We start from the raw sequence: 17,543 nt of genomic DNA, 5'->3' as shown, positions 1-17,543 counted from the left end.
ACGGATGCAGGCGACGGTGCGGGACTTCGATCCGGCGACCCGGTCGGGGTCGGTCTTCCTGGACGACGGGACCCCGATCCCGTTCGAGGCGGCGGCGTTCGACGCGGGGCCGCTGCGGCTGCTCAGGTCGGGCCAGCGGGTCAACATCGTCATGGACGGCGACGACGTCACCTACGTCACCCTCTCGACCTTTCCGCTGCCCGGATAGTCCGGAAAGACGACCCTCGCAGCTCGGTCGCGAATCGGCCGCGAAGACGAGGACAGGGCTTCGGGAAAACTCTCGGGTGGGCGGGCCGCACGGCGGAAAAGCCGGGCGCCCGGACTCCCGTCACGGGAGTCCGGGCGCCCGCGCCCGAGACCTACCGCTTCTTCGCCGACTTCTTGCCGCCGGTGTTGACGAGTTCCTTGAAGTCGGAGCCAGGCCGGAACTTCGGCCCCCAGCTCTCGGCGACGTGAATCTCGGCACCCGTGGAGGGGTTGCGGGCGGTGCGGGCCGGCTTGTGCACCATCTCGAAGGCGCCGAACCCCGTGATCGAGACCTTGTCGCCACTCGCGACGGCGGTCTGGATGGCGTCAAGCACCGCGTTCACGGCCTCGGTGGCCGTCTTCTTGTCGCCCACCCGATCCGCGATGGCGTCGACGAGTTCCTTTTTGTTCATTAAGGTTGCTCCCCCTGCTTACCGATGTCCGGGAGTGGGTCACGAGGCAGAAAACCCGTCTCACCCGATTTGTCACGGCGAGGGGTCTCATCACAGATCTCTCATCAACGATCACGACGAGAAACCCCTTGCCCGCTTGAAATTAGGGGACGGAGCCGTATGACTCAATCACCTTCCGCAATGTTTCCAGTGCTCGGCGTATCCGAAACCACGACATCAATACTGAGAAGGAACAAATCAAGGCGCCCGGCGGCGTGTTCGAGGTCGCGTTTGGCCATATCGCAGATGGAGAGAAGACGCCGGGCGAGACGTTTTCTCTCCTCGGCGGGGACGGGCAGAGACCGGACGTGGCGGTGCGCCTCGCGCAACCGCCACGCCAGCTCGTGTTCTGAACGCGTCAGACGGTCGTCGGCAGCCATGGCTGCCGACCATTCTCGTATGTCCCGATGGCATCGGCGTTGCGCAGGGTCAGCCCGATGTCGTCCAGGCCCTCCATGAGCCGCCAGCGCGTGTAGTCGTCGATCTCGAACGCGACGGTCTCCCCGCCCCAGCGGACCTGGCGCTCCCCCAGGTCCACGGTGATCTCCAGGGTGGGGTCCGCCTCCACCGCGGCCTGCATGGCCTCGACGGTCTCGCCGGGCAGAACGACCGGGAGCAGGCCCATCTTGGTGGAATTATTACGGAAGATGTCGGCGAACCGGGCCGCGATCACGACACGGAAACCGTACTGCTGCAGGGCCCAGACCGCGTGTTCGCGGGAGGAACCGGTGCCGAAGTCGGGTCCGGCGAGCAGGATCGTGGCACCCTCGTGGGCGGGGTTGTTCAGGACGAAGTCGGGGTCCTCGCGCCAGGCGGAGAACAGGCCCTTCTCGAAACCGGTCCGGCTGACCTGCTTGAGCCAGACGGCGGGGATGATCTGGTCGGTGTCCACGTTGCTGCGGCGCAGCGGCACGGCCCGGCCGGTGTGGGTGACGAACGCTTCCATCGCGAGGACTCCTTACAGGTCGGCGGGCGCGGTGAGTTTGCCGGTGACGGCGGTCGCGGCGGCGACCTGCGGGGACACGAGGTGCGTACGGCCGCCCTTGCCCTGACGCCCCTCGAAGTTGCGGTTGGAGGTCGAGGCGCTGCGCTCGCCGGGGGCGAGGGTGTCGGGGTTCATGCCCAGGCACATGGAACAGCCCGCCTCGCGCCATTCGGCGCCCGCGTTCTTGAAGACCTCGTGCAGCCCCTCCTGCTCGGCCTGGAGCTTGACCAGCATCGAGCCGGGCACGATCAGCGTGCGCGTGACGACCTGGCGCCCGCGCAGCACGTCGGCCGCGGCACGCAGGTCCTCCAGGCGCCCGTTGGTGCAGGAGCCCACGAAGACCGTGTCGACCTGCACCTCGCGGAGCGGGGTGCCCGCGGTCAGACCCATGTACTCCAGGGCACGGGCGGCGGCGGCCGGGTCGCCGGTGTCCTCCGGGCGCGGCACGGACGTCCCCAGCGGGGCGCCCTGGCCGGGGTTGGTGCCCCAGGTGACGAACGGGGTGAGCGTCGAGGCGTCGATCTCCACGACGGTGTCGAAGACGGCGTCCTCGTCGGTCACCAGCGTCTTCCAGTACGCGACCGCGGCGTCCCAGTCGGCGCCGGAGGGCGCGTGGGGACGGCCCTTGAGGTATTCGAAGGTGGTCTCGTCGGGGGCGATCAGGCCCGCGCGGGCGCCCGCCTCGATGGACATGTTGCAGACGGTCATCCGGCCCTCCATGGAGAGCCTGCGGATCGCCTCACCGCGGTATTCGACGATGTAGCCCTGGCCGCCACCGGTGCCGATCTTGGCGATGATCGCGAGGATCAGGTCCTTCGCCGTGACGCCGGTCGGCAGCTCGCCGGAGACCTCGATCGCCATCGTCTTCGGCCGGTAGGCGGGCAGCGTCTGGGTGGCCAGCACGTGCTCGACCTCGGAGGTGCCGATGCCGAACGCGATGCCGCCGAAGGCGCCGTGGGTGGAGGTGTGAGAATCACCACACACGATCGTCATGCCGGGCTGGGTCAGACCGAACTGCGGGCCGATGATGTGGACCACGCCCTGCCCCGCGTCGCCCATCGGATACAGCCGGACACCGAACTCCGCGCAGTTCTTGCGCAGCGTCTCGACCTGCACCCGCGACACCGGGTCGTCGATGGGACCGCGCACGGTCGGGACGTTGTGGTCCTCGGTGGCGATGGTGAGCTCGGGACGCCGGATGGGGCGATTGGCCATGCGCAGGCCGTCGAACGCCTGCGGACTCGTCACCTCGTGAATGAGGTGCAGGTCAATGTAGAGCAGGTCGGGTTCTCCCTCGGCACGTCGTACTACGTGCTGCTCCCATACCTTCTCCGCGAGCGTGCGGCCCATGTCGCCTCCTTGCGATCGGCTGTCCCACTCCCACTTGCTTTCTCATATGTCGAGACTGCAGTATCGGTGTATGGACAACTCTAGCGGAGTCGGCGTACTGGACAAGGCCGTCCTCGTGCTCAATGCCCTCGAAGCGGGACCGGCGTCCCTCGCCCAGCTCGTTCAGGCCACCGGCCTGGCCCGGCCGACCGCCCATCGGCTCGCCGTCGCGCTGGAGCACCACCGCATCGTCTCCCGCGACACACAGGGCAGGTTCGTGCTGGGCCCGCGCCTGTCCGAGTTGTCCACGGCCGCCGGTGAGGACCGGCTGCTCGCCGTCGCCTCCCCGATTCTCACCCAGCTGAGGGACCTGACCGGCGAGAGCGCGCAGCTTTACCGCCGCCAGGGTGACGAGCGGGTCTGCGTGGCCGCCGCCGAGCGTGCCAGCGGGCTGCGCGACACCGTGCCCGTCGGCTCGGCCCTGCCGATGCTCGCCGGTTCCGCCGCGCAGATCCTGCTCGCCTGGGAGGAGCCCGACCGCCTGCACCGGGGACTGCGCGGGGCCAAGTTCACCGCCGCCACGCTGGCGAGCGTACGGCGCAGGGGCTGGGCGCACAGCGTCGGCGAGCGCGAGCAGGGCGTGGCCAGCGTCTCGGCGCCGATCAGGGGCGCGGGCGGCAAGGTGGTCGCCGCGGTCTCGGTCTCCGGCCCGATCGAGCGCCTGACCCGCACCCCCGGCCGCCTCCACGCCGCCCCCGTGGTCACCGCCGCCGAGCGGATCACCGAGTCGATGCGCCGCGCCAACTGAGGGCGAGCGGATCACCGCCGTTCGCCGCGGTGAGGGCGGTTTCGGCCCTCGACGGCCGGATCGCGGGACCGGAGACCGGGCCCGGGCCGCGCGCCGGTTGACACCCGCCGACCGGCGGGCGATATGAGGAGGCGAGCACCCCCGCGGCCCCCTAGGCTGGGAAGGTGACAGATCGCATCGAGGCAGCCGCGGCTGAACTGCGTCCCCTGCTCCAAAACTTCATCCTCTGGGCGCGTGAGAACGCGCCCGGCAGCGATTCCAACCTGGTGGGCTCCGTCGCCCTGTGGCACCGCCTGATCGCCTCCGACGACGTCGGCCGGTGGAAGCAGTCCGACCTGCGCACGGTGCTCCTCGATCGGATGCCCCAGGTCGTCGAGGATCCCGACGCCGCCGCCGACGGCATGGTGCCCGCGATCCGCGCCTACCTGACCTTCCTGTCGGAGTCCGACCGCCTCACCAAGGGCTCGGCCTCGCTGAGCGACCTGCTCTCCGAGCTCGACCGCCTCGAAGACGATTTCGTCGACGCCATGGAGGAGCTCGTCGTCGAGGAGGACGAGGACGAGGAGTACGACGAGGAGGAGTCCGAAGGGCTCGGCGACTTCGAGCCGTTCGCCGACGAGCTCTCCGAGCTGCCGACGATCAGGCTCCGGCCCGACAGCGAGCTGGCCGCGGCCACCCGCGAGGCGGCCCTGATCACCAAGGCCCGCGACCTCGCGGTCTGGGTCGGCTCCGAGCGCCGGGTGGGCGAGACTAGCCTGCTCGACGACACCGAGATCACCGAGGCCCTCGCGGTCCTCGGGCTCCCGGTCCCGGAGAAGCCCGGCGCCTCGCTCGCCGACTCCGTCCCCGCGCTCTGGAACATCTGGAACCTCGCGATCGACCTCGACTTCCTCCAGCCCGAGGGGGAGGACACCGTGAGTGTCGACGCCGACACCGCGGAGTGGCCCTTCGAGGAGGACGACGACGCCCTCGACGCGTGGATGGCGGGCCTGCACTCCATCGACTACGGCGACCCCGAGCTGGAGGACGAGGAGGCCACGATCGCCCTGTCCGGGCTGACCAGGGCGCTGCTGGTCCGGGTGCTGCTGGCGACGGGCTCGAAGCCGTTGGCCGAGCTGCGCACCGAGCTGGCCGAGGCCGCCGCCGAGTACGACGACCTGGGCGCCGACGCCTGGGCCGACGCCACCGCGCAGTACGGCGACCCGCTCAACCCCGTGCTCGACTGGCTGATCGGATACGGCATGGTCGAGGTCGAGCACGACCAGGTGCGGCTCACGCCGCTCGGTATGGAAGGCGTGGTCCACCTCGTGGACGACGCCGACATCGAGCTGGACGCCCGGCCGGCCATCGACGCGATGACGGCTCTCGACCTGCTCTCCTTCGGCGCCGAGCTTCCCGAGGAGGAGGCGGACGCCGAGTTCGCGGCCTGGATGGAGCTGCGCGCCCCCGAGCAGGCCGCCAGGGACCTGCTGGAGGCCGCGGCCGAGGACGACGCGGACGCGCTGATCCGGGTCCAGGCGGCCAGCATGGTCGGCTCGCTCGGTGACGTGGCCGTGCCCGCGTGGCGGGAGGCCCTCGACGAGCCGTCCCTGCGCCCGTACGCGGCCACCCACCTCGCCCAGCTGGGCGTCGAGGACGCCCCCACGCCCACCCAGGCCGACACCCACTGGCTCATCCTCGACATGCTGACCATCTCCGCGGGTCTCGGCCGCCCGGAGTTCGTCAGCAGCCTTGACGACATCGGCAACGTGCCGAATCTCGTCAGCCTGCTCGAAGTGATCTGGAAGGTGCCGCACCCGCATCTTGAGGAGCTGCTGGAGGCGATCGGCAAGGCACACCCGGACAAGCAGGTGGGCAAGGCCGCCAAGCGGGCCCTCTTCAAGGCCCGCTCCGGGCAGAACTAACCCCACGTTCCCGAAGACCGGGCTCCAGGCTCCGTTTCGGAGCCTGGAGCCCGGTCTCGTTCTCCGAGGCTCTCAAAGCCTCCAGGGGCCGGCCCCGTTCCCGGGGCCCGGATGACCGAGGGCCGGGAGCGGGCCCGGGAATCCGTGAGGTAAATCGAGCGGGGCGGCGAGATGGTCGCCGTGCACGCTCGCGAGCGGGTGCGTGGGAAATTCGAGAAATCCGGAAATGCAAAAACCCCGGAAGCGGTCGCTTCCGGGGTTCGTGATGTAGCCCCGACCGGATTCGAACCGGCGCTACCGCCTTGAGAGGGCGGCGTCCTAGGCCACTAGACGACGGAGCCTTGCGAGAGACAGTGGTAGTCCCGACCGGATTCGAACCGGCGCTACCGCCTTGAGAGGGCGGCGTCCTAGGCCACTAGACGACGGGACCCTACACACTGTCATCGGATTCGGAGGGGACCGAACCCGCAACATCTTCCTGAGAAGATGCAGCTGGGGTACCAGGACTCGAACCTAGAACAACTGAACCAGAATCAGCCGTGTTGCCAATTACACCATACCCCACCGCACTGGACTCCCTTGCGGGGCTCCCTGGCGACTCCGAAAGAATAGCCCAGGTTGGGGGTCAAGACCAAAACGATTGCCGTAGGCCCAATCGCGGTATCACCGGGCTGTCGCCACGAAGGTCCACCGTGTAACGCTGCTGGGGAGATCCAGCCGCATGTGAGGAGTTTCCACCTTGACCGACAACCCGTTCTTCACCCCCAGCGAGCTGCCCTACGGGCTGCCGCCGTTCGCCCTGGTCAGGGAGGAGCACTACCTTCCCGCCTTCGAGCGCGGCATGGCCGACCAACTGCGTGAGGTGCGGGAGATCACCGAGAATCCGGAGGCCCCGACGTTCGCCAACACGATCGAGGCCCTGGAGCTCTCGGGACGCATCCTCCATCGGACCGTGGTCGTTTTCTCCAGCCTCTCCGCCTCGGACGCGACCGACGGCATCCGGGAGATCGAGACCCAGATCTCCCCCAGGCTCACCCAGCACGCCGACTCCATCCGTCTGAACCGCTCCCTGTACGCCCGGATCAAGCAGGTGACCACCGACGACGCAGAGGAGGCGTGGCTGCTGGAGAAATACCGCGTCGACTTCGTCAGGTCCGGAGCCGACCTGTCCGAGGCCGACCAGGAGCGTCTCAGGGAGCTCAACGAGGAGCTGACCAAGCTCTCCACGACCTTCACCCAGAACCTTCTCGCGGCCTCCACGGACTCGGCGCTCGTCGTCGAGGACGCCACGCTGCTGGACGGGCTCTCCGAGAGCGCGATCAAGGCGATCGAGAAGGACGGCTCGTACGTCCTGGCGCTGTTCAACCACACCAACCAGCCCGCCCTCGCTGAGCTGACCAACAGGGAGACCCGCAGAAGGCTGTACGAGCTGTCCACGGGCCGGGCTCCTGAGAACTTCGAGCTGGCGGCCAGGATGGCGACGCTCCGCGCCGAGCGGGCGGCGCTGCTCGGCTACCCCAGCCACGCCGCCTACTCCGTCGCCGACCAGACGGCCAAGACCACCGAGGCCGTCGAGGAGATGCTCGGCAAGCTGGTGGGACCCGCGGTGGCCAACGCCCGCCGGGAGGCCGAGGCGCTGAGCGAGCAGGCCGGCTTCCCCATCGAGCCGTGGGACTGGTCCTTCTACGCGGAGCGGGTGCGCAAGGCCAGGTACGACTTCGACGGCGCCGACCTGCGTCCGTACTTCGAGTTGGACCGGGTGCTGCGCGACGGCGTCTTCCACGCGGCGGGCGAGCTGTACGGGGTCGTCTTCTCCGAGCGGGACGACCTGGCCGGATACCACCCGGACGTGCGGGTCTTCGAGGTGTTCGAGGCCGACGGCTCGCCGCTCGGGCTGTTCCTGTTCGACCCGTACGCCCGGCCTACCAAACGCGGCGGCGCCTGGATGAACGCCCTGGTCGAGCAGTCGCACCTGTTCGGCGAACGGCCCGTGGTGATGAACAACCTCAACATCACCAAGCCCACCGAGGGGCCGACGCTGCTCACGTTCGACGAGGTCAACACCGCCTTCCACGAGTTCGGCCACGCCCTGCACGGCCTCTTCTCCGACGTGCGCTTCCCCCGGGTCTCCGGCACGGCGGTGCCGCGCGACTTCGTGGAGTATCCCTCGCAGGTCAACGAGATGTGGGCCACCTGGCCGTCGATCCTCGCCAACTTCGCCAGGCACCACGAGACCGGTGAGCCCGTGCCCGCCGAGCTCCTGGAGAAGATGAAGGCCGCCGAGAAGTTCAACCAGGGCTTCGCCACCGTCGAGTATCTCGCGGCGACGCTGCTCGACTGGTCCTGGCACAAGCTGGCGGCGGGCGAGAGCGTCGAGGACGCCGAGGCGTTCGAGAACGCGGCCCTGGAGCGCAACGGGATCGCCTTCGAGCTGGTCAGGCCCCGCTACCGGACCAACTACTTCGCCCACATCTTCTTCAGTGGGGTGGGCGGTTACAGCGCCGGCTACTACTCCTACATCTGGAGTGAGGTGCTCGACGCCGAGAGCGTCGACTGGTTCAAGGAGAACGGCGGCCTGGAACGCGGGAACGGCGATCACTTCCGCTCCACCCTGCTGTCGGTCGGCGGTTCGCGGGACGTGATGGACGCCTTCCGCGACTTCCGTGGGCGCGACCCGCGCATCGAGCCCCTGCTGAAGCGCCGCGGACTGCTGGCCCCGTAACCGGTCCCTCGGGAAGCTCCGCCGTCGGCCCCCTCACCCCGTGCGGCGTCCGCGTCGCGGAGGTTCCTCAAGGATCACCCGAGGTCCTCGAGAGGGCTTCGAGGGGATGACCTGCCGGTTTATGCTTCGGCGCAGCGCCGGGGTGTGGCTTCCCACACCCCGGCCGGGACCACAGACCCAATGCGCGAGAACGCGGGCGACGGGCATCGTGGACGCCATGAGACGACTACAGCGAAGGACGGGCGTCGTGCTCGTCGCCGGTCTGGCAGGCGCCCTTCTGCTGGGAACGGCGACCCCGGTGACGGCACAGCAGAAGCCTGCGGGGACACCGCGGGCCACCCCCGCCGTCTCGACCGCCCCCGCCGGTACGGGCGGGCCGGGCGGGGATGTGAAGGTGCGCACCGACGCCGGCTGGGTGAAGGGTGTGAAGGCCGGAGATCACCGGCTCTTTCAGGGCATCCCGTACGCCGCGCCGCCGGTCGGGGAACTGCGCTGGCGATCACCGCGGGCCGTCACCCCGTGGCAGGGGGTGCGCGACGCCACCGCGCCCGGCAACCGGTGCGCGCAGACCGCCGACGTCTGGGGACTGCCGGGAAGCGAGGCGGAGGACTGCCTCTACCTCAATGTGACCGCGCCGGCGTCGAGCGGCGGGAAACGCCCCAAGCCCGTCATGGTGTGGCTGCACGGCGGGAGCCTGACGAAGGGGGCCGGCAGCGACTACGACGCCCGCAGGCTGGCCGTGCGGGGCGACGTCGTGGTGGTGACGGTGAACTACCGGTTGGGGATCTTCGGGTTCTTCGGGTATCCCGGGCTCGAGAACTCGGGGGCGTTCGGGATCGAGGACCAGCAGGCGGCCCTGCGCTGGGTGCGGCGCAACGCGGCGGCCTTCGGCGGCGACCCGCGCAACGTCACCCTGGCCGGTGAGTCCGCGGGGTCGCACTCGGTGTGCGCGCAGCTCGCCTCCCCCACGGCGGCCGGGCTGTTCCACCGGGCGATCACCCAGAGCTCCCCGTGCGACGCGGGAGGCTTCGAGGGGACTCCGCTGAGGCCGGTCCTGGACGTGCCCCTCTGGGTGCCCCGAGCCTCCCACGAGGGCTACGGACAGTTCCTCGCCACCGGGCTGGGGTGCGCCGACCCTGCGACCGCGCTCGCCTGCCTACGGGGCAGGCCGGTGGCCGACCTGCTCGCCCAGGAGTCCCTCCCGCTGCCGGGGTACGGCAACGCGGTGCTGCCCGAGGACCCCGCGAAGGTGTTCCAGGAGGGCCGATTCCACCGGGTGCCGGTACTGACGGGCATCACCCGGGACGAGGGCACGCTGTTCACCTCGCTGATATTCCCGCCGATGACGGCCGCCGAGTACGAGACCGCCGTCAACGACAGGTACGGCGCCGCGGGACCCGACATCCTGGCTCGTTACCCGCTGAGCGCCCACGGCGGCTCGCCCCTCCAGGCGGTCTCGGCCGTCATGAGCGATCTCGACTGGGCGTGGCCGGCGCGCGACACCGACCTGCTGCTCGCCCGGCACGTGCCGACCTTCTCCTACGAGTTCACCGACCGTACGGCTCCCGAGCTCTTCCCGTTGCCCAACGGGATCAGGCCGCTCGCCTCGCACGGCTCCGAGCTGTCGTTCCTCTTCGGGGTCGGCTGGGAGTCCGCCCCGCTCACCCCCGCGCAGCGGCGACTCGGGGACACGATGATCGACTACTGGTCGCGGTTCGCCGCCGTCGGCGACCCGAACCGGCCGGGACTGCCCGTCTGGAAGCGTGTGCGTCCCGGACAGGGCACGCCGTACGTGCAGGAGCTGTCCCCGGGACAGGGCGGTATCAAGCCCTTCGACCGCGCCTCGGCCCACAACCTCGGCTTCTGGGACGAGCTCGCCGGGCGGGGCACGGAACGGGGACGTCCTTCGGGCTCCCCGTCCTGAGATCCTTCCCGTGACCGCGGTCGCGGGGAACCGGCGAGAGAAAGCGGCGGCCCGCCCCGGGCAGAGACCGGGGCGGGCCATCAGCCTTTTCAGGCCGGGCAGGCCGGAAGCCTTTCCAGAGCCTCGGGCCCGGCCGGGCCCGGGGCCTCATTCTCTTCCGGGTCCCTCAAAGCCTCGGGTCGGCTGCGAAAGCCCGTCCGAAGCCGCGAAGCCCGATCAGGCCTGGAGCCTCGCGAGGGCGGCGCGGAGACGCTCGATGGAGCGCTCACGGCCGAGGACCTCGATCGACTCGAACAACGGCAGGCCCACGGTCCGGCCGGTGACGGCGACGCGCACGGGAGCCTGGGCCTTGCCGAGCTTGAGGCCCTGTTCGAGGCCGACCTCCTCCAGCGCGGTCTTCAGCGACTCGGGATCCATGTCGACCGTCTCCATGCGGGCGAGATAGCCGGTGAGGATCTCCGCGGCGGAGTTCTTCATCGCCTTGTCCCACGAGGCCTGGTCGAAGACGGGCTCGTCGAGGAAGAGGAAGTCGACGTTCGCCGTGATCTCGGACAGGACCGCGATGCGGGTCTGGGCGAGCTCGGCGACCTTGGCGAAGGTCTCGCGGTCCCAGCCCGGCTCCAGCCACGGCTCGCATCGGGCGACGAACTCCTCCAGGGGCAGCGCCCGGATGTACTCACCGTTGAACGCGCGGAGCTTCTTCTCGTCGAAGAACGCCGGGGAGGGGTTGACGTCCTCCAGCTTGAACAACGGCACCATCTCCGACCAGGGCATGATCTCCCGGTCGTCGCCGGGGCCCCAGCCGAGCAACATCAGGTAGTTGACCATCGCCTCGGCCAGGTAGCCCTCCTCGCGGTAGGACTCCAGGGCGACCTTGTCGCGTCGCTTGGACAGCTTCTGGCGCTTCTCGTTGACGATGACCGGCACGTGCGCCCAGGTGGGCGGGGTGTTGCCGAGCGCCTCCCAGAGCAGCTGCTGCTTGGGCGTGTTGGACAGGTGCTCCTCGGCCCGGACCACGTGGCTGATCCGCATCTCGACGTCGTCGATGACGTTGGCCAGCACGAACAGCGGGGATCCGTCGCCACGCGCGATGACGAAGTCCTCCATCGCGTTGTTGGGGAACTCGACGGTGCCGCGGACCAGGTCCTGGATCACGGTGACACCCTCGTCGGGGGTGCGGAAGCGGACCGCGCCCTCGCTCAGGCCACGGTCGCGGCAGAAGCCGTCGTAGCCCTGGTGCTCGGAGCCCGTGCGCGCCTTCACCTCGTCGCGGGTGCAGGTGCAGTAGTAGGCCCGGCCGCCGGCGACGAGCTTGGCCACGGCCTCGCGGTGCTGCTCCTCGTACGACGACTGGAAGTAGGGGCCCTCGAAGGCCTGGCTGTCGTCGTTGACGCCGATCCAGGCGAGCGCCGAGATGATGCCCTCGGTCCATTCGGGCCGATTGCGCGCGGCGTCGGTGTCCTCGATGCGCAGCACGAATTTTCCGCCGGTCTGCTCGGCCAGGGCCCAGTTGAACAGCGCGGAGCGGGCGCCGCCGACATGGAACATGCCGGTCGGCGAGGGGGCGAAACGAACCCTAATCACGGGAGACCACCCGGTTGCTGAGAGTGCCGATTCCTTCGATGAAAACGCTGACCTCGTCGCCGACGCTGAGCGGGCCGACCCCTTCCGGGGTCCCGGTGAGGACGATGTCACCGGGGATCAGGGTCATGACCGCGCTCACGTGGGCGATCAGCGCGGGGATGTCGTACATGAGCTTGGAGGTGCGGGAACTCTGCTTGACCTCGCCGTTCACCGACGTGACGATGCCGATGTCGCTCGGGTCGAGCTCGGTCTGGATCCACGGGCCGAGGGGGCAGAAGGTGTCGAAGCCCTTGGCCCGGGTGAACTGGACGTCCTTCTTCTGCAGGTCCCTCGCCGTGACGTCGTTGGCGCAGGTGTAGCCGAAGATGACCTCGTGCGCCCGTTCGCGGGGCACCTCACGGCAGAGCCTGCCGATCACCACCGCCAGCTCCCCCTCGTAGTCGACCCGCTGGGAGAGGGTCGTCGGATAGGCGATCGCCTCACCCGAGCCGATCACCGAGGTCGACGGCTTGAGGAAGACGAGCGGCTCGTCGGGGACCTCGTCGCCCATCTCCTTGGCGTGGTCGGCGTAGTTTCTGCCGATCGCGACGACCTTGCTGGGCAGCATGGGCGCGACCAGCCTGACCTGGGAGAGCGAGTATCGCTCGCCGGTGAACTGGATCGGCCCGAACGGGTGACCCGAGATCCCGGAGATGAACTCCTCCCCTGGGCCACCTTCGACCACCCCGAACCCGACACCGTCTCCTGTGGAGAACCTCGCTATACGCACACGACAAGGCTAGTCGGGCTCCGGATCCCGCCGGACCGTACCGGGGCCGCCCCATCTCACCGCCCGGGGGCCGAGGCCACATGTACCTGTAGGTCCGATTTCCTGGATATTGCCATGTTTAATCCAAGAAAGACTATGTCCTGATTTATGCCTATATGGGGGGTATGACCGCCTCAGAAGTATCGGGGGGCCAGAAAGGTCTTCCCTTGGGGGGAGGAACGGACGTGACTGAAGCCAGCACGGTGAACAGGCCCAAGGGCGACGAGGCCACGGTGCCCCGGGCACGCACCGACAGTCCCGGATCCCAGAGTGGCCTGGTCACACCGAAGGGGACCACCACCATCGACAGCGGGGTCGTAGCGAAGATCGCGGGCCTCGCGGCCAGGGAGATCCCTGGCGTGCACAACATGGGAGCGGGCCCGGCACGCGCTCTCGGCGCGGTACGCGGCATGGTCGGCGCCGACAGGAGCGCCACCCAGGGCGTATCGGTCGAAGTGGGCGAGCGGCAGGCCGCCGCCGACCTGGAAGTGGTCGTCGAGTACGGGATCGCGATCCCCGACCTGGCCGCCGCCGTACGCCGCAACGTGATCACGGCGGTCGAGCGCATGACCGGCCTTGAGGTCACCGAGGTCAACATCAAGGTCTCCGACGTCCGCATGCCCGACCAGGACAGGGACTCCTCGGAGGAGTCGTCCGAGTCGGAGCCCCGCGTCCGGTGAGAGGCCCGGAAGGCGGTGCGGCGGGACCGGGTCGCGAGCCGAAGGACCCGGGCCGCGAGATCATCACGCCCCCGGCACCGGCTGATCCCGGCCGCGGGACACCCACGCACGCGCACGGGGAACCCGGACGAGGAACAACAGAGCCCGCGCGCGGGCCGGAAGCGCATAAACCGGAGGCACGAAGACCGGACACCCCGACACCCGCGACGGCCATGCCGGCTCACAGGCCCGAGGATCCGTCCCGCAGGCCGCCCGCCATACCCCGGCAGAAGGCCGCACCCACGCGCGGACCGGAGGCCTCGGCCCGCGAACCGGCCGGTCGGAGCCGGGAGGCCACGAGTGCGCCGCGCGGGACGGTCGCCACCCGTGAGCAGGAGGCGCCGGCCCGCGAGACGGCCGGCCTCGCCCACAGGATCGCCGACGCCGTACTGCGCTGCCCCGACGTCGCGGATCTGTCGGGCGGGCCGTTCGGGACCGTGGCGACCTATCTGCCCGGCGAACGGTTCCCGGGTGTCGCGCTGCGCGAGAACGAGGTGGAGGTCTCGGTCGTCGTCAGGCTGGGGCGCCCGATTCCGGAGATCGCCGACGCGGTGCGAGCGGCGGTCGCCCCAATGGTGGGCGATCGACCGGTAAACGTCCATATCGGAGGTTTGAGATGAGCAGTTTCCCAGTGTGGTCCGTAGTCGGCATGATCGTCGGTGTCCTTCTGGGCTTCGCCGCGGCCTTCGGCGGCCTCAGCGCGTTCCTGCTGGTGCTCGTACTGGGCGCCATCGGACTCCTCATCGGTCGCTTCGCGGAGACCGGAGAGGTCGACCTCTCCCGGCTGGCGGCGAGACGGCGATGAACACCCCCGTCGAGCACCGTCCCGCGTCCTCGGGAACGGCCGCGCCGCCCGCAGGGCGAGAGGACCCCGTTCCCGGCGAAACCGGGCTGCCCGCCGTGCCCGCCCAGCCGTCATGGCGGGGCGTACCGGCCGAGCGACGCGGCAGGACCGAGATATCCGACCAGGTGGTGTCGCGCATCGCGGCCCACGCGGCCGGAGAGGTGCCACGGGTACGGGAGGTCGGTGAGTGGAAGCCGCTGTTCTTTCGCGGCGGCACCCACGCCACCCTCGACGGTGAGCTCGCGACGCTCCAGCTCGACGTGACGGTCGAGTATCCGGCCCCGATCCGTGAGGTGGCCGAGGAGGTCAGACGCCACGTCGCCGAACGGGTCATGACCCTCACCGGCAAGGACGTCGGTCACATCGACGTCAACGTCACCAGCGTGGCTCCCGCCCGCGGCGACCGTGAGACCTCGCGGGCCCCGGACGCCGTACCGGCCGAAGAGAACCCGCAGGAGCGCTCACCGGAACGCTCGGCGGAGAACCCGCAGGAGCCACCGTTGGAACGCTCGGCGGAGAACCCGGCGCGCGACACCGGGCAGTCCGTCGCCAGGCCCTCGCAAGGGGCCGCGACACCCACCGACGATCCCGACGACAACCCCACCGAGGACATCGTCCCGCTACGTGAGGAGCGATGATGGCCAGGCAGGTACCCGACCCGGCGGAGCCGGTCCCCGGCGCGGAACCGGCCGGCGAGACGACGCCCCCACCCCGTGCGCGACCGGCCGCACCACCGGAGTACGACACCGGCACACCACGGGCATACGGCGACACGGAACCCGCCACATCACCGGCGCACGGCACCACCGAACCCACCACGCCGGCGTACGGCACCGCCGCGCCGATGTACGGCACGACGGAACCGGCGCCCCCGACGTACGGCACGGTGGCGAAGAACTCCTCCGCGGATCGCGCGGCGATCAGGGCCTTCCGCCCGCGCCGGGTACTTCCCTCGGTCATCACGGCCGTCCTGATGACCGTGATCGGCCTCCTCCTCGCGCTGGAGGTCATCTCCGCGCTGCTGGGCCGCCCGCTCCGCCTGGTGCCGTACGACCGGATCCTGGCCTGGGCGACGTCGACACCGTGGAACGACCCGCGAATGATGGCGGGCGCGGGCCTGGTCGGCCTGCTCGGCCTGCTGCTGGTACTGCTCGCGATCATCCCGGGGAGGCCCACGATGATCCCGGTGAGGACCGGGGACAAGGATCTGGCCATCGGCATGCAGCGCCGGGGCTTCGCCCGGTCGCTGGCTCACGCGGCCGAACAGGTGCAGGGGATCGAGCATGCCCGGGTACGGCTGCACGGGAAGGCCGTGCACGTCGCGGCCGACAGCGGCATGCGGGACACCCGCGGGCTGGCCGACGCCGTACGGGAGGCCGTGAACATGCGGATCACCGCGCTCTCCCCCGTCTGGAAGTATCCCGTCCACGTGCATCTGCGAGAGAAGTGAGCCTCATGGACGACAAGACCGCCCAGGGCAACCGGTTGGGACTGCTGATCGTGGGGCTGGCGCTGATGGTCCTCAGCGCCCTCGCGATCGCACGGGGCGCGGGAGCGTTTCCGCGGACGGTGGCTCCCGCGGACAGCCCGCTCGTGGACAGCCTGGTACGCCAGCCGTTCGCCACCTACGACCCGTGGATGTGGTGGCTGATCGCGGCGGCGGGCATCGTGCTTGCACTGTTCGGCCTGCGCTGGCTGCTCGCACAGGGACGTCGCGGGAAGCTGGGCGGCATGCGCCTGGACGGCGGCCCCGGCGGGGTGACCGAGGTCGACACGGGCAGCGTGACCGACGCGGCGGCCGCCGAGGCGGGCACGCACCCCGCGATCATCAACGCCACCGCCGCGATGGTCGGTACGAGCGAGCACCCGGCCGTACGAATGCGGATGACGGTCGCCGAGGACGCGCCGATGAGCGCGGTCCGCGAGCAGCTGGGCGGAGTGGTCATCCCGCACATGCGCCAGGCCCTGGAGACCGAACACATACCCGCCGTCGCCCGGGTGAGCCTGGAGAACGCGCCGCGCCGCTCAAGGACCGTCGTCTGACCCGCGTGACGGAGCGCCGATCATAGAGTGATCAGGGAAACCAACGCTTCGAGGAGACGATGTGCCTTCGGTCGTGAAGATAAACGTGCTGACGGTGCCCGAGGAGATGCGCGAGCAGCTGGAACGCCGCTTCTCCGGGCGGGCGGGGATCGTCGAGTCCGCAGACGGATTCGAGTGGTTCGAGCTGCTTCGCCCGGTGGACGGCGGCGACCGGTATCTGGTCTACACCCGCTGGCGCTCCGAGGAGGACTTCAAACGCTGGACCGAGAGCCAGGCCTTCCAGCGGGGCCACGCCCAGGCCGCCGCCGAGGCGGGCGAGGGAACAGGACAGGGCGACGCCCACGGCACGGCCCAGGGACACGGGCACGGCCAGGGCGCGGGTCCGGCCCAGGGACACGGCCACGGGCAGGGGCCCGCCGCCACCGAAGCCGAGCTGTGGTCCTTCGAGGTCGTCCAGAACACCGGTCCCGCACCGGGAGCCTGACGGGGGCGACGAGGGCTCCCGGTGGGGAGTCCTCAGCGGTCAAGGGGGTTGGCGGCGATGCGCTCGGCGACCCCCGCGCGAACGAACCGCCCGGCCAGACTGTCCGGCTTGCGCGCGGCCTGGTCGACGAAGCACGCGGTGAACTCCGGGCCGATGCCCAGCCGGGGGTGGCGTTCCAGCACCTCGGCGCGGAGCTCCGCGGGAAAGTTCTCCACTCCCCGCCCCGAGATGTCGAGTCCGGTGGACAGTTCGAGAAGGTGCCCTTCGGGGTCCTGCTCGGGATCCACCTTGTCCCACATATGGCGTACGACGATCTCCGACGCGCGTATGCGGCGCTCCACGGGCCACCCGGCCCCGGCGGCGAAGACCCACGCGACGTGACCCCCCGCCTCCTCGAACGGCACGGTGTGGCTGTCGAACTCTTTCACGAGGCCGATGTCGTGCATCATCGAGGCGACGTACAGCAGCTCGTCGTCGAAGGCGATACCGTTCATCGCGCCGTAGGCCGCCGCCCACAGGTAGGCGCGGACGGAGTGGTTGAGCAGGGCGGGCGAACAGTAGGCGGTCGCCACCTCCAGCGCGCCGCGTGCGGCCGGTGTGCCGGGGATGACGATGTCGGCGAGTCTCATGCCCCGAGCCTGCCGAAACGCGAGGACCTGCGCGAGTGGTCGGAGGGCCATCGATCGATGGA

Annotated in this window: 19 protein-coding genes and 3 tRNA genes; 12 read left to right on the top strand and 10 right to left on the bottom strand. The window is 69.9% G+C overall.

Annotated elements, in window-relative coordinates:
- The first annotated feature begins 4 nt into the window (after positions 1-4).
- Positions 5-208 (top strand): hypothetical protein, encoded by a 204-nt coding sequence (locus tag ACIBH4_RS20645; RefSeq protein ID WP_362507859.1) that lies wholly within the window; start codon positions 5-7, stop codon positions 206-208.
- Between the two features lie 151 nt (positions 209-359).
- Here ACIBH4_RS20645 and ACIBH4_RS20640 read toward each other — a convergent pair whose 3' ends face one another.
- From ACIBH4_RS20640 to leuC, 4 genes are all read right to left on the bottom strand, one after another.
- On the bottom strand, positions 360-659 hold the full coding sequence (locus tag ACIBH4_RS20640; RefSeq protein WP_362507856.1) for an HU family DNA-binding protein: 300 nt from the start codon (positions 657-659) through the stop codon (positions 360-362).
- Positions 660-823: 164 nt separating this feature from the next.
- On the bottom strand, positions 824-1,078 hold the full coding sequence (locus ACIBH4_RS20635) for a hypothetical protein (protein ID WP_362507853.1): 255 nt from the start codon (positions 1,076-1,078) through the stop codon (positions 824-826).
- Positions 1,057-1,644 carry a 3-isopropylmalate dehydratase small subunit gene (gene leuD / locus ACIBH4_RS20630; RefSeq protein WP_362507850.1) on the bottom strand — a complete coding sequence of 196 codons (588 nt, stop codon included), beginning with the start codon at positions 1,642-1,644 and terminating at the stop codon, positions 1,057-1,059. Before leuD ends, ACIBH4_RS20635 begins: the two co-directional genes overlap by 22 nt.
- 12 nt (positions 1,645-1,656) lie before the next feature.
- Positions 1,657-3,033, bottom strand: a complete 1,377-nt coding sequence (gene leuC / locus ACIBH4_RS20625) for a 3-isopropylmalate dehydratase large subunit (protein ID WP_362507847.1) — start codon at positions 3,031-3,033, stop codon at positions 1,657-1,659.
- Between the two features lie 70 nt (positions 3,034-3,103).
- On the opposite strand from leuC, the gene ACIBH4_RS20620 reads away from it, so the two are divergent.
- Both ACIBH4_RS20620 and ACIBH4_RS20615 read left to right on the top strand, forming a co-directional pair.
- Positions 3,104-3,820: an IclR family transcriptional regulator gene (locus ACIBH4_RS20620; protein WP_350949369.1), complete on the top strand. Its 717-nt coding sequence runs from the start codon at positions 3,104-3,106 to the stop codon at positions 3,818-3,820.
- Between the two features lie 164 nt (positions 3,821-3,984).
- Positions 3,985-5,724 carry a hypothetical protein gene (locus tag ACIBH4_RS20615; protein WP_362765713.1) on the top strand — a complete coding sequence of 580 codons (1,740 nt, stop codon included), beginning with the start codon at positions 3,985-3,987 and terminating at the stop codon, positions 5,722-5,724.
- 268 nt (positions 5,725-5,992) lie between these two features.
- Here ACIBH4_RS20615 and ACIBH4_RS20610 read toward each other — a convergent pair.
- The 3 genes from ACIBH4_RS20610 to ACIBH4_RS20600 all read right to left on the bottom strand — a co-directional run bounded on the left by ACIBH4_RS20610 (position 5,993) and on the right by ACIBH4_RS20600 (position 6,288).
- Positions 5,993-6,065 (bottom strand) — tRNA-Glu (locus ACIBH4_RS20610).
- Positions 6,066-6,078: 13 nt separating this feature from the next.
- Positions 6,079-6,154, bottom strand: a tRNA-Glu gene (locus tag ACIBH4_RS20605).
- Positions 6,155-6,216: 62 nt separating this feature from the next.
- Positions 6,217-6,288, bottom strand: a tRNA-Gln gene (locus ACIBH4_RS20600).
- Positions 6,289-6,463: 175 nt separating this feature from the next.
- Here ACIBH4_RS20600 and ACIBH4_RS20595 point away from each other — a divergent pair.
- A complete protein-coding gene (locus tag ACIBH4_RS20595; RefSeq protein ID WP_362765716.1) occupies positions 6,464-8,446 on the top strand; it encodes a M3 family metallopeptidase in 1,983 nt (660 codons plus the stop codon).
- Positions 8,447-8,663: 217 nt separating this feature from the next.
- Entirely contained in the window at positions 8,664-10,370 is a 1,707-nt protein-coding gene (locus ACIBH4_RS20590; protein WP_362765719.1) for a carboxylesterase family protein, read from the top strand.
- A 216-nt stretch (positions 10,371-10,586) separates the two neighbouring features.
- Here ACIBH4_RS20590 and gltX read toward each other — a convergent pair whose 3' ends face one another.
- A complete protein-coding gene (gene gltX, locus ACIBH4_RS20585) occupies positions 10,587-11,918 on the bottom strand; it encodes a glutamate--tRNA ligase (protein ID WP_362508261.1) in 1,332 nt (443 codons plus the stop codon).
- Positions 11,919-11,946: 28 nt separating this feature from the next.
- The gene (locus ACIBH4_RS20580; protein ID WP_362507835.1) at positions 11,947-12,723 is read right to left on the bottom strand and encodes a fumarylacetoacetate hydrolase family protein; all 777 of its coding nucleotides are present in this window, start codon (positions 12,721-12,723) and stop codon (positions 11,947-11,949) included.
- 224 nt (positions 12,724-12,947) lie between these two features.
- Between ACIBH4_RS20580 and ACIBH4_RS20575 the strand changes: the two genes are divergently transcribed.
- The 7 genes from ACIBH4_RS20575 (at position 12,948) to ACIBH4_RS20545 (ending at position 16,852) form a co-directional block, all read left to right on the top strand.
- Entirely contained in the window at positions 12,948-13,442 is a 495-nt protein-coding gene (locus tag ACIBH4_RS20575) for an Asp23/Gls24 family envelope stress response protein (protein WP_399172592.1), read from the top strand.
- Between the two features lie 212 nt (positions 13,443-13,654).
- A complete protein-coding gene (locus ACIBH4_RS20570) occupies positions 13,655-14,101 on the top strand; it encodes a hypothetical protein (RefSeq protein WP_362507832.1) in 447 nt (148 codons plus the stop codon).
- A complete protein-coding gene (locus tag ACIBH4_RS20565) occupies positions 14,098-14,286 on the top strand; it encodes a hypothetical protein (protein ID WP_362508282.1) in 189 nt (62 codons plus the stop codon). Before ACIBH4_RS20570 ends, ACIBH4_RS20565 begins: the two co-directional genes overlap by 4 nt.
- Positions 14,283-14,963: an Asp23/Gls24 family envelope stress response protein gene (locus ACIBH4_RS20560; RefSeq protein ID WP_362507829.1), complete on the top strand. Its 681-nt coding sequence runs from the start codon at positions 14,283-14,285 to the stop codon at positions 14,961-14,963. Before ACIBH4_RS20565 ends, ACIBH4_RS20560 begins: the two co-directional genes overlap by 4 nt.
- Positions 14,963-15,775, top strand: coding sequence for a DUF6286 domain-containing protein (locus ACIBH4_RS20555; RefSeq protein WP_362507826.1), 813 nt, complete (start codon positions 14,963-14,965; stop codon positions 15,773-15,775). The genes ACIBH4_RS20560 and ACIBH4_RS20555 overlap by 1 nt, the downstream gene beginning before the upstream one ends.
- A gap of 5 nt (positions 15,776-15,780) precedes the next feature.
- Positions 15,781-16,368: a hypothetical protein gene (locus ACIBH4_RS20550; protein WP_362507822.1), complete on the top strand. Its 588-nt coding sequence runs from the start codon at positions 15,781-15,783 to the stop codon at positions 16,366-16,368.
- Between the two features lie 61 nt (positions 16,369-16,429).
- Positions 16,430-16,852, top strand: coding sequence for an antibiotic biosynthesis monooxygenase (locus ACIBH4_RS20545; protein ID WP_362507819.1), 423 nt, complete (start codon positions 16,430-16,432; stop codon positions 16,850-16,852).
- Positions 16,853-16,884: 32 nt separating this feature from the next.
- On the opposite strand, the gene ACIBH4_RS20540 is transcribed toward ACIBH4_RS20545, so the two are convergent.
- Complete coding sequence (locus tag ACIBH4_RS20540; protein ID WP_362507816.1) at positions 16,885-17,481, bottom strand: HD domain-containing protein; 597 nt, start codon at positions 17,479-17,481, stop codon at positions 16,885-16,887.
- Positions 17,482-17,543: the final 62 nt, after the last annotated feature.

Source organism: Streptosporangium sp. NPDC050284 (genome assembly GCF_044459525.1).
Lineage (GTDB): Bacteria > Actinomycetota > Actinomycetes > Streptosporangiales > Streptosporangiaceae > Streptosporangium.
Note: the sequence above shows the minus strand (reverse complement) of the source record. Positions and strands in the feature narration are given on the sequence as shown.

What these genes read in the sequence shown, in the direction of transcription:
- ACIBH4_RS20645 (WP_362507859.1), top strand. Translation starts at nt 5, where the DNA reads ATGCAGGCGACGGTGCGGGACTTCGATCCGGCGACCCGGTCGGGGTCG.
- ACIBH4_RS20640 (WP_362507856.1), bottom strand. Translation starts at nt 659, where the DNA reads ATGAACAAAAAGGAACTCGTCGACGCCATCGCGGATCGGGTGGGCGAC.
- ACIBH4_RS20635 (WP_362507853.1), bottom strand. Translation starts at nt 1,078, where the DNA reads ATGGCTGCCGACGACCGTCTGACGCGTTCAGAACACGAGCTGGCGTGG.
- leuD (WP_362507850.1), bottom strand. Translation starts at nt 1,644, where the DNA reads ATGGAAGCGTTCGTCACCCACACCGGCCGGGCCGTGCCGCTGCGCCGC.
- leuC (WP_362507847.1), bottom strand. Translation starts at nt 3,033, where the DNA reads ATGGGCCGCACGCTCGCGGAGAAGGTATGGGAGCAGCACGTAGTACGA.
- ACIBH4_RS20620 (WP_350949369.1), top strand. Translation starts at nt 3,104, where the DNA reads ATGGACAACTCTAGCGGAGTCGGCGTACTGGACAAGGCCGTCCTCGTG.
- ACIBH4_RS20590 (WP_362765719.1), top strand. Translation starts at nt 8,664, where the DNA reads ATGAGACGACTACAGCGAAGGACGGGCGTCGTGCTCGTCGCCGGTCTG.
- gltX (WP_362508261.1), bottom strand. Translation starts at nt 11,918, where the DNA reads ATGTTCCATGTCGGCGGCGCCCGCTCCGCGCTGTTCAACTGGGCCCTG.
- ACIBH4_RS20570 (WP_362507832.1), top strand. Translation starts at nt 13,655, where the DNA reads ATGCCGGCTCACAGGCCCGAGGATCCGTCCCGCAGGCCGCCCGCCATA.
- ACIBH4_RS20565 (WP_362508282.1), top strand. Translation starts at nt 14,098, where the DNA reads ATGAGCAGTTTCCCAGTGTGGTCCGTAGTCGGCATGATCGTCGGTGTC.
- ACIBH4_RS20560 (WP_362507829.1), top strand. Translation starts at nt 14,283, where the DNA reads ATGAACACCCCCGTCGAGCACCGTCCCGCGTCCTCGGGAACGGCCGCG.
- ACIBH4_RS20555 (WP_362507826.1), top strand. Translation starts at nt 14,963, where the DNA reads ATGGCCAGGCAGGTACCCGACCCGGCGGAGCCGGTCCCCGGCGCGGAA.
- ACIBH4_RS20550 (WP_362507822.1), top strand. Translation starts at nt 15,781, where the DNA reads ATGGACGACAAGACCGCCCAGGGCAACCGGTTGGGACTGCTGATCGTG.
- ACIBH4_RS20540 (WP_362507816.1), bottom strand. Translation starts at nt 17,481, where the DNA reads ATGAGACTCGCCGACATCGTCATCCCCGGCACACCGGCCGCACGCGGC.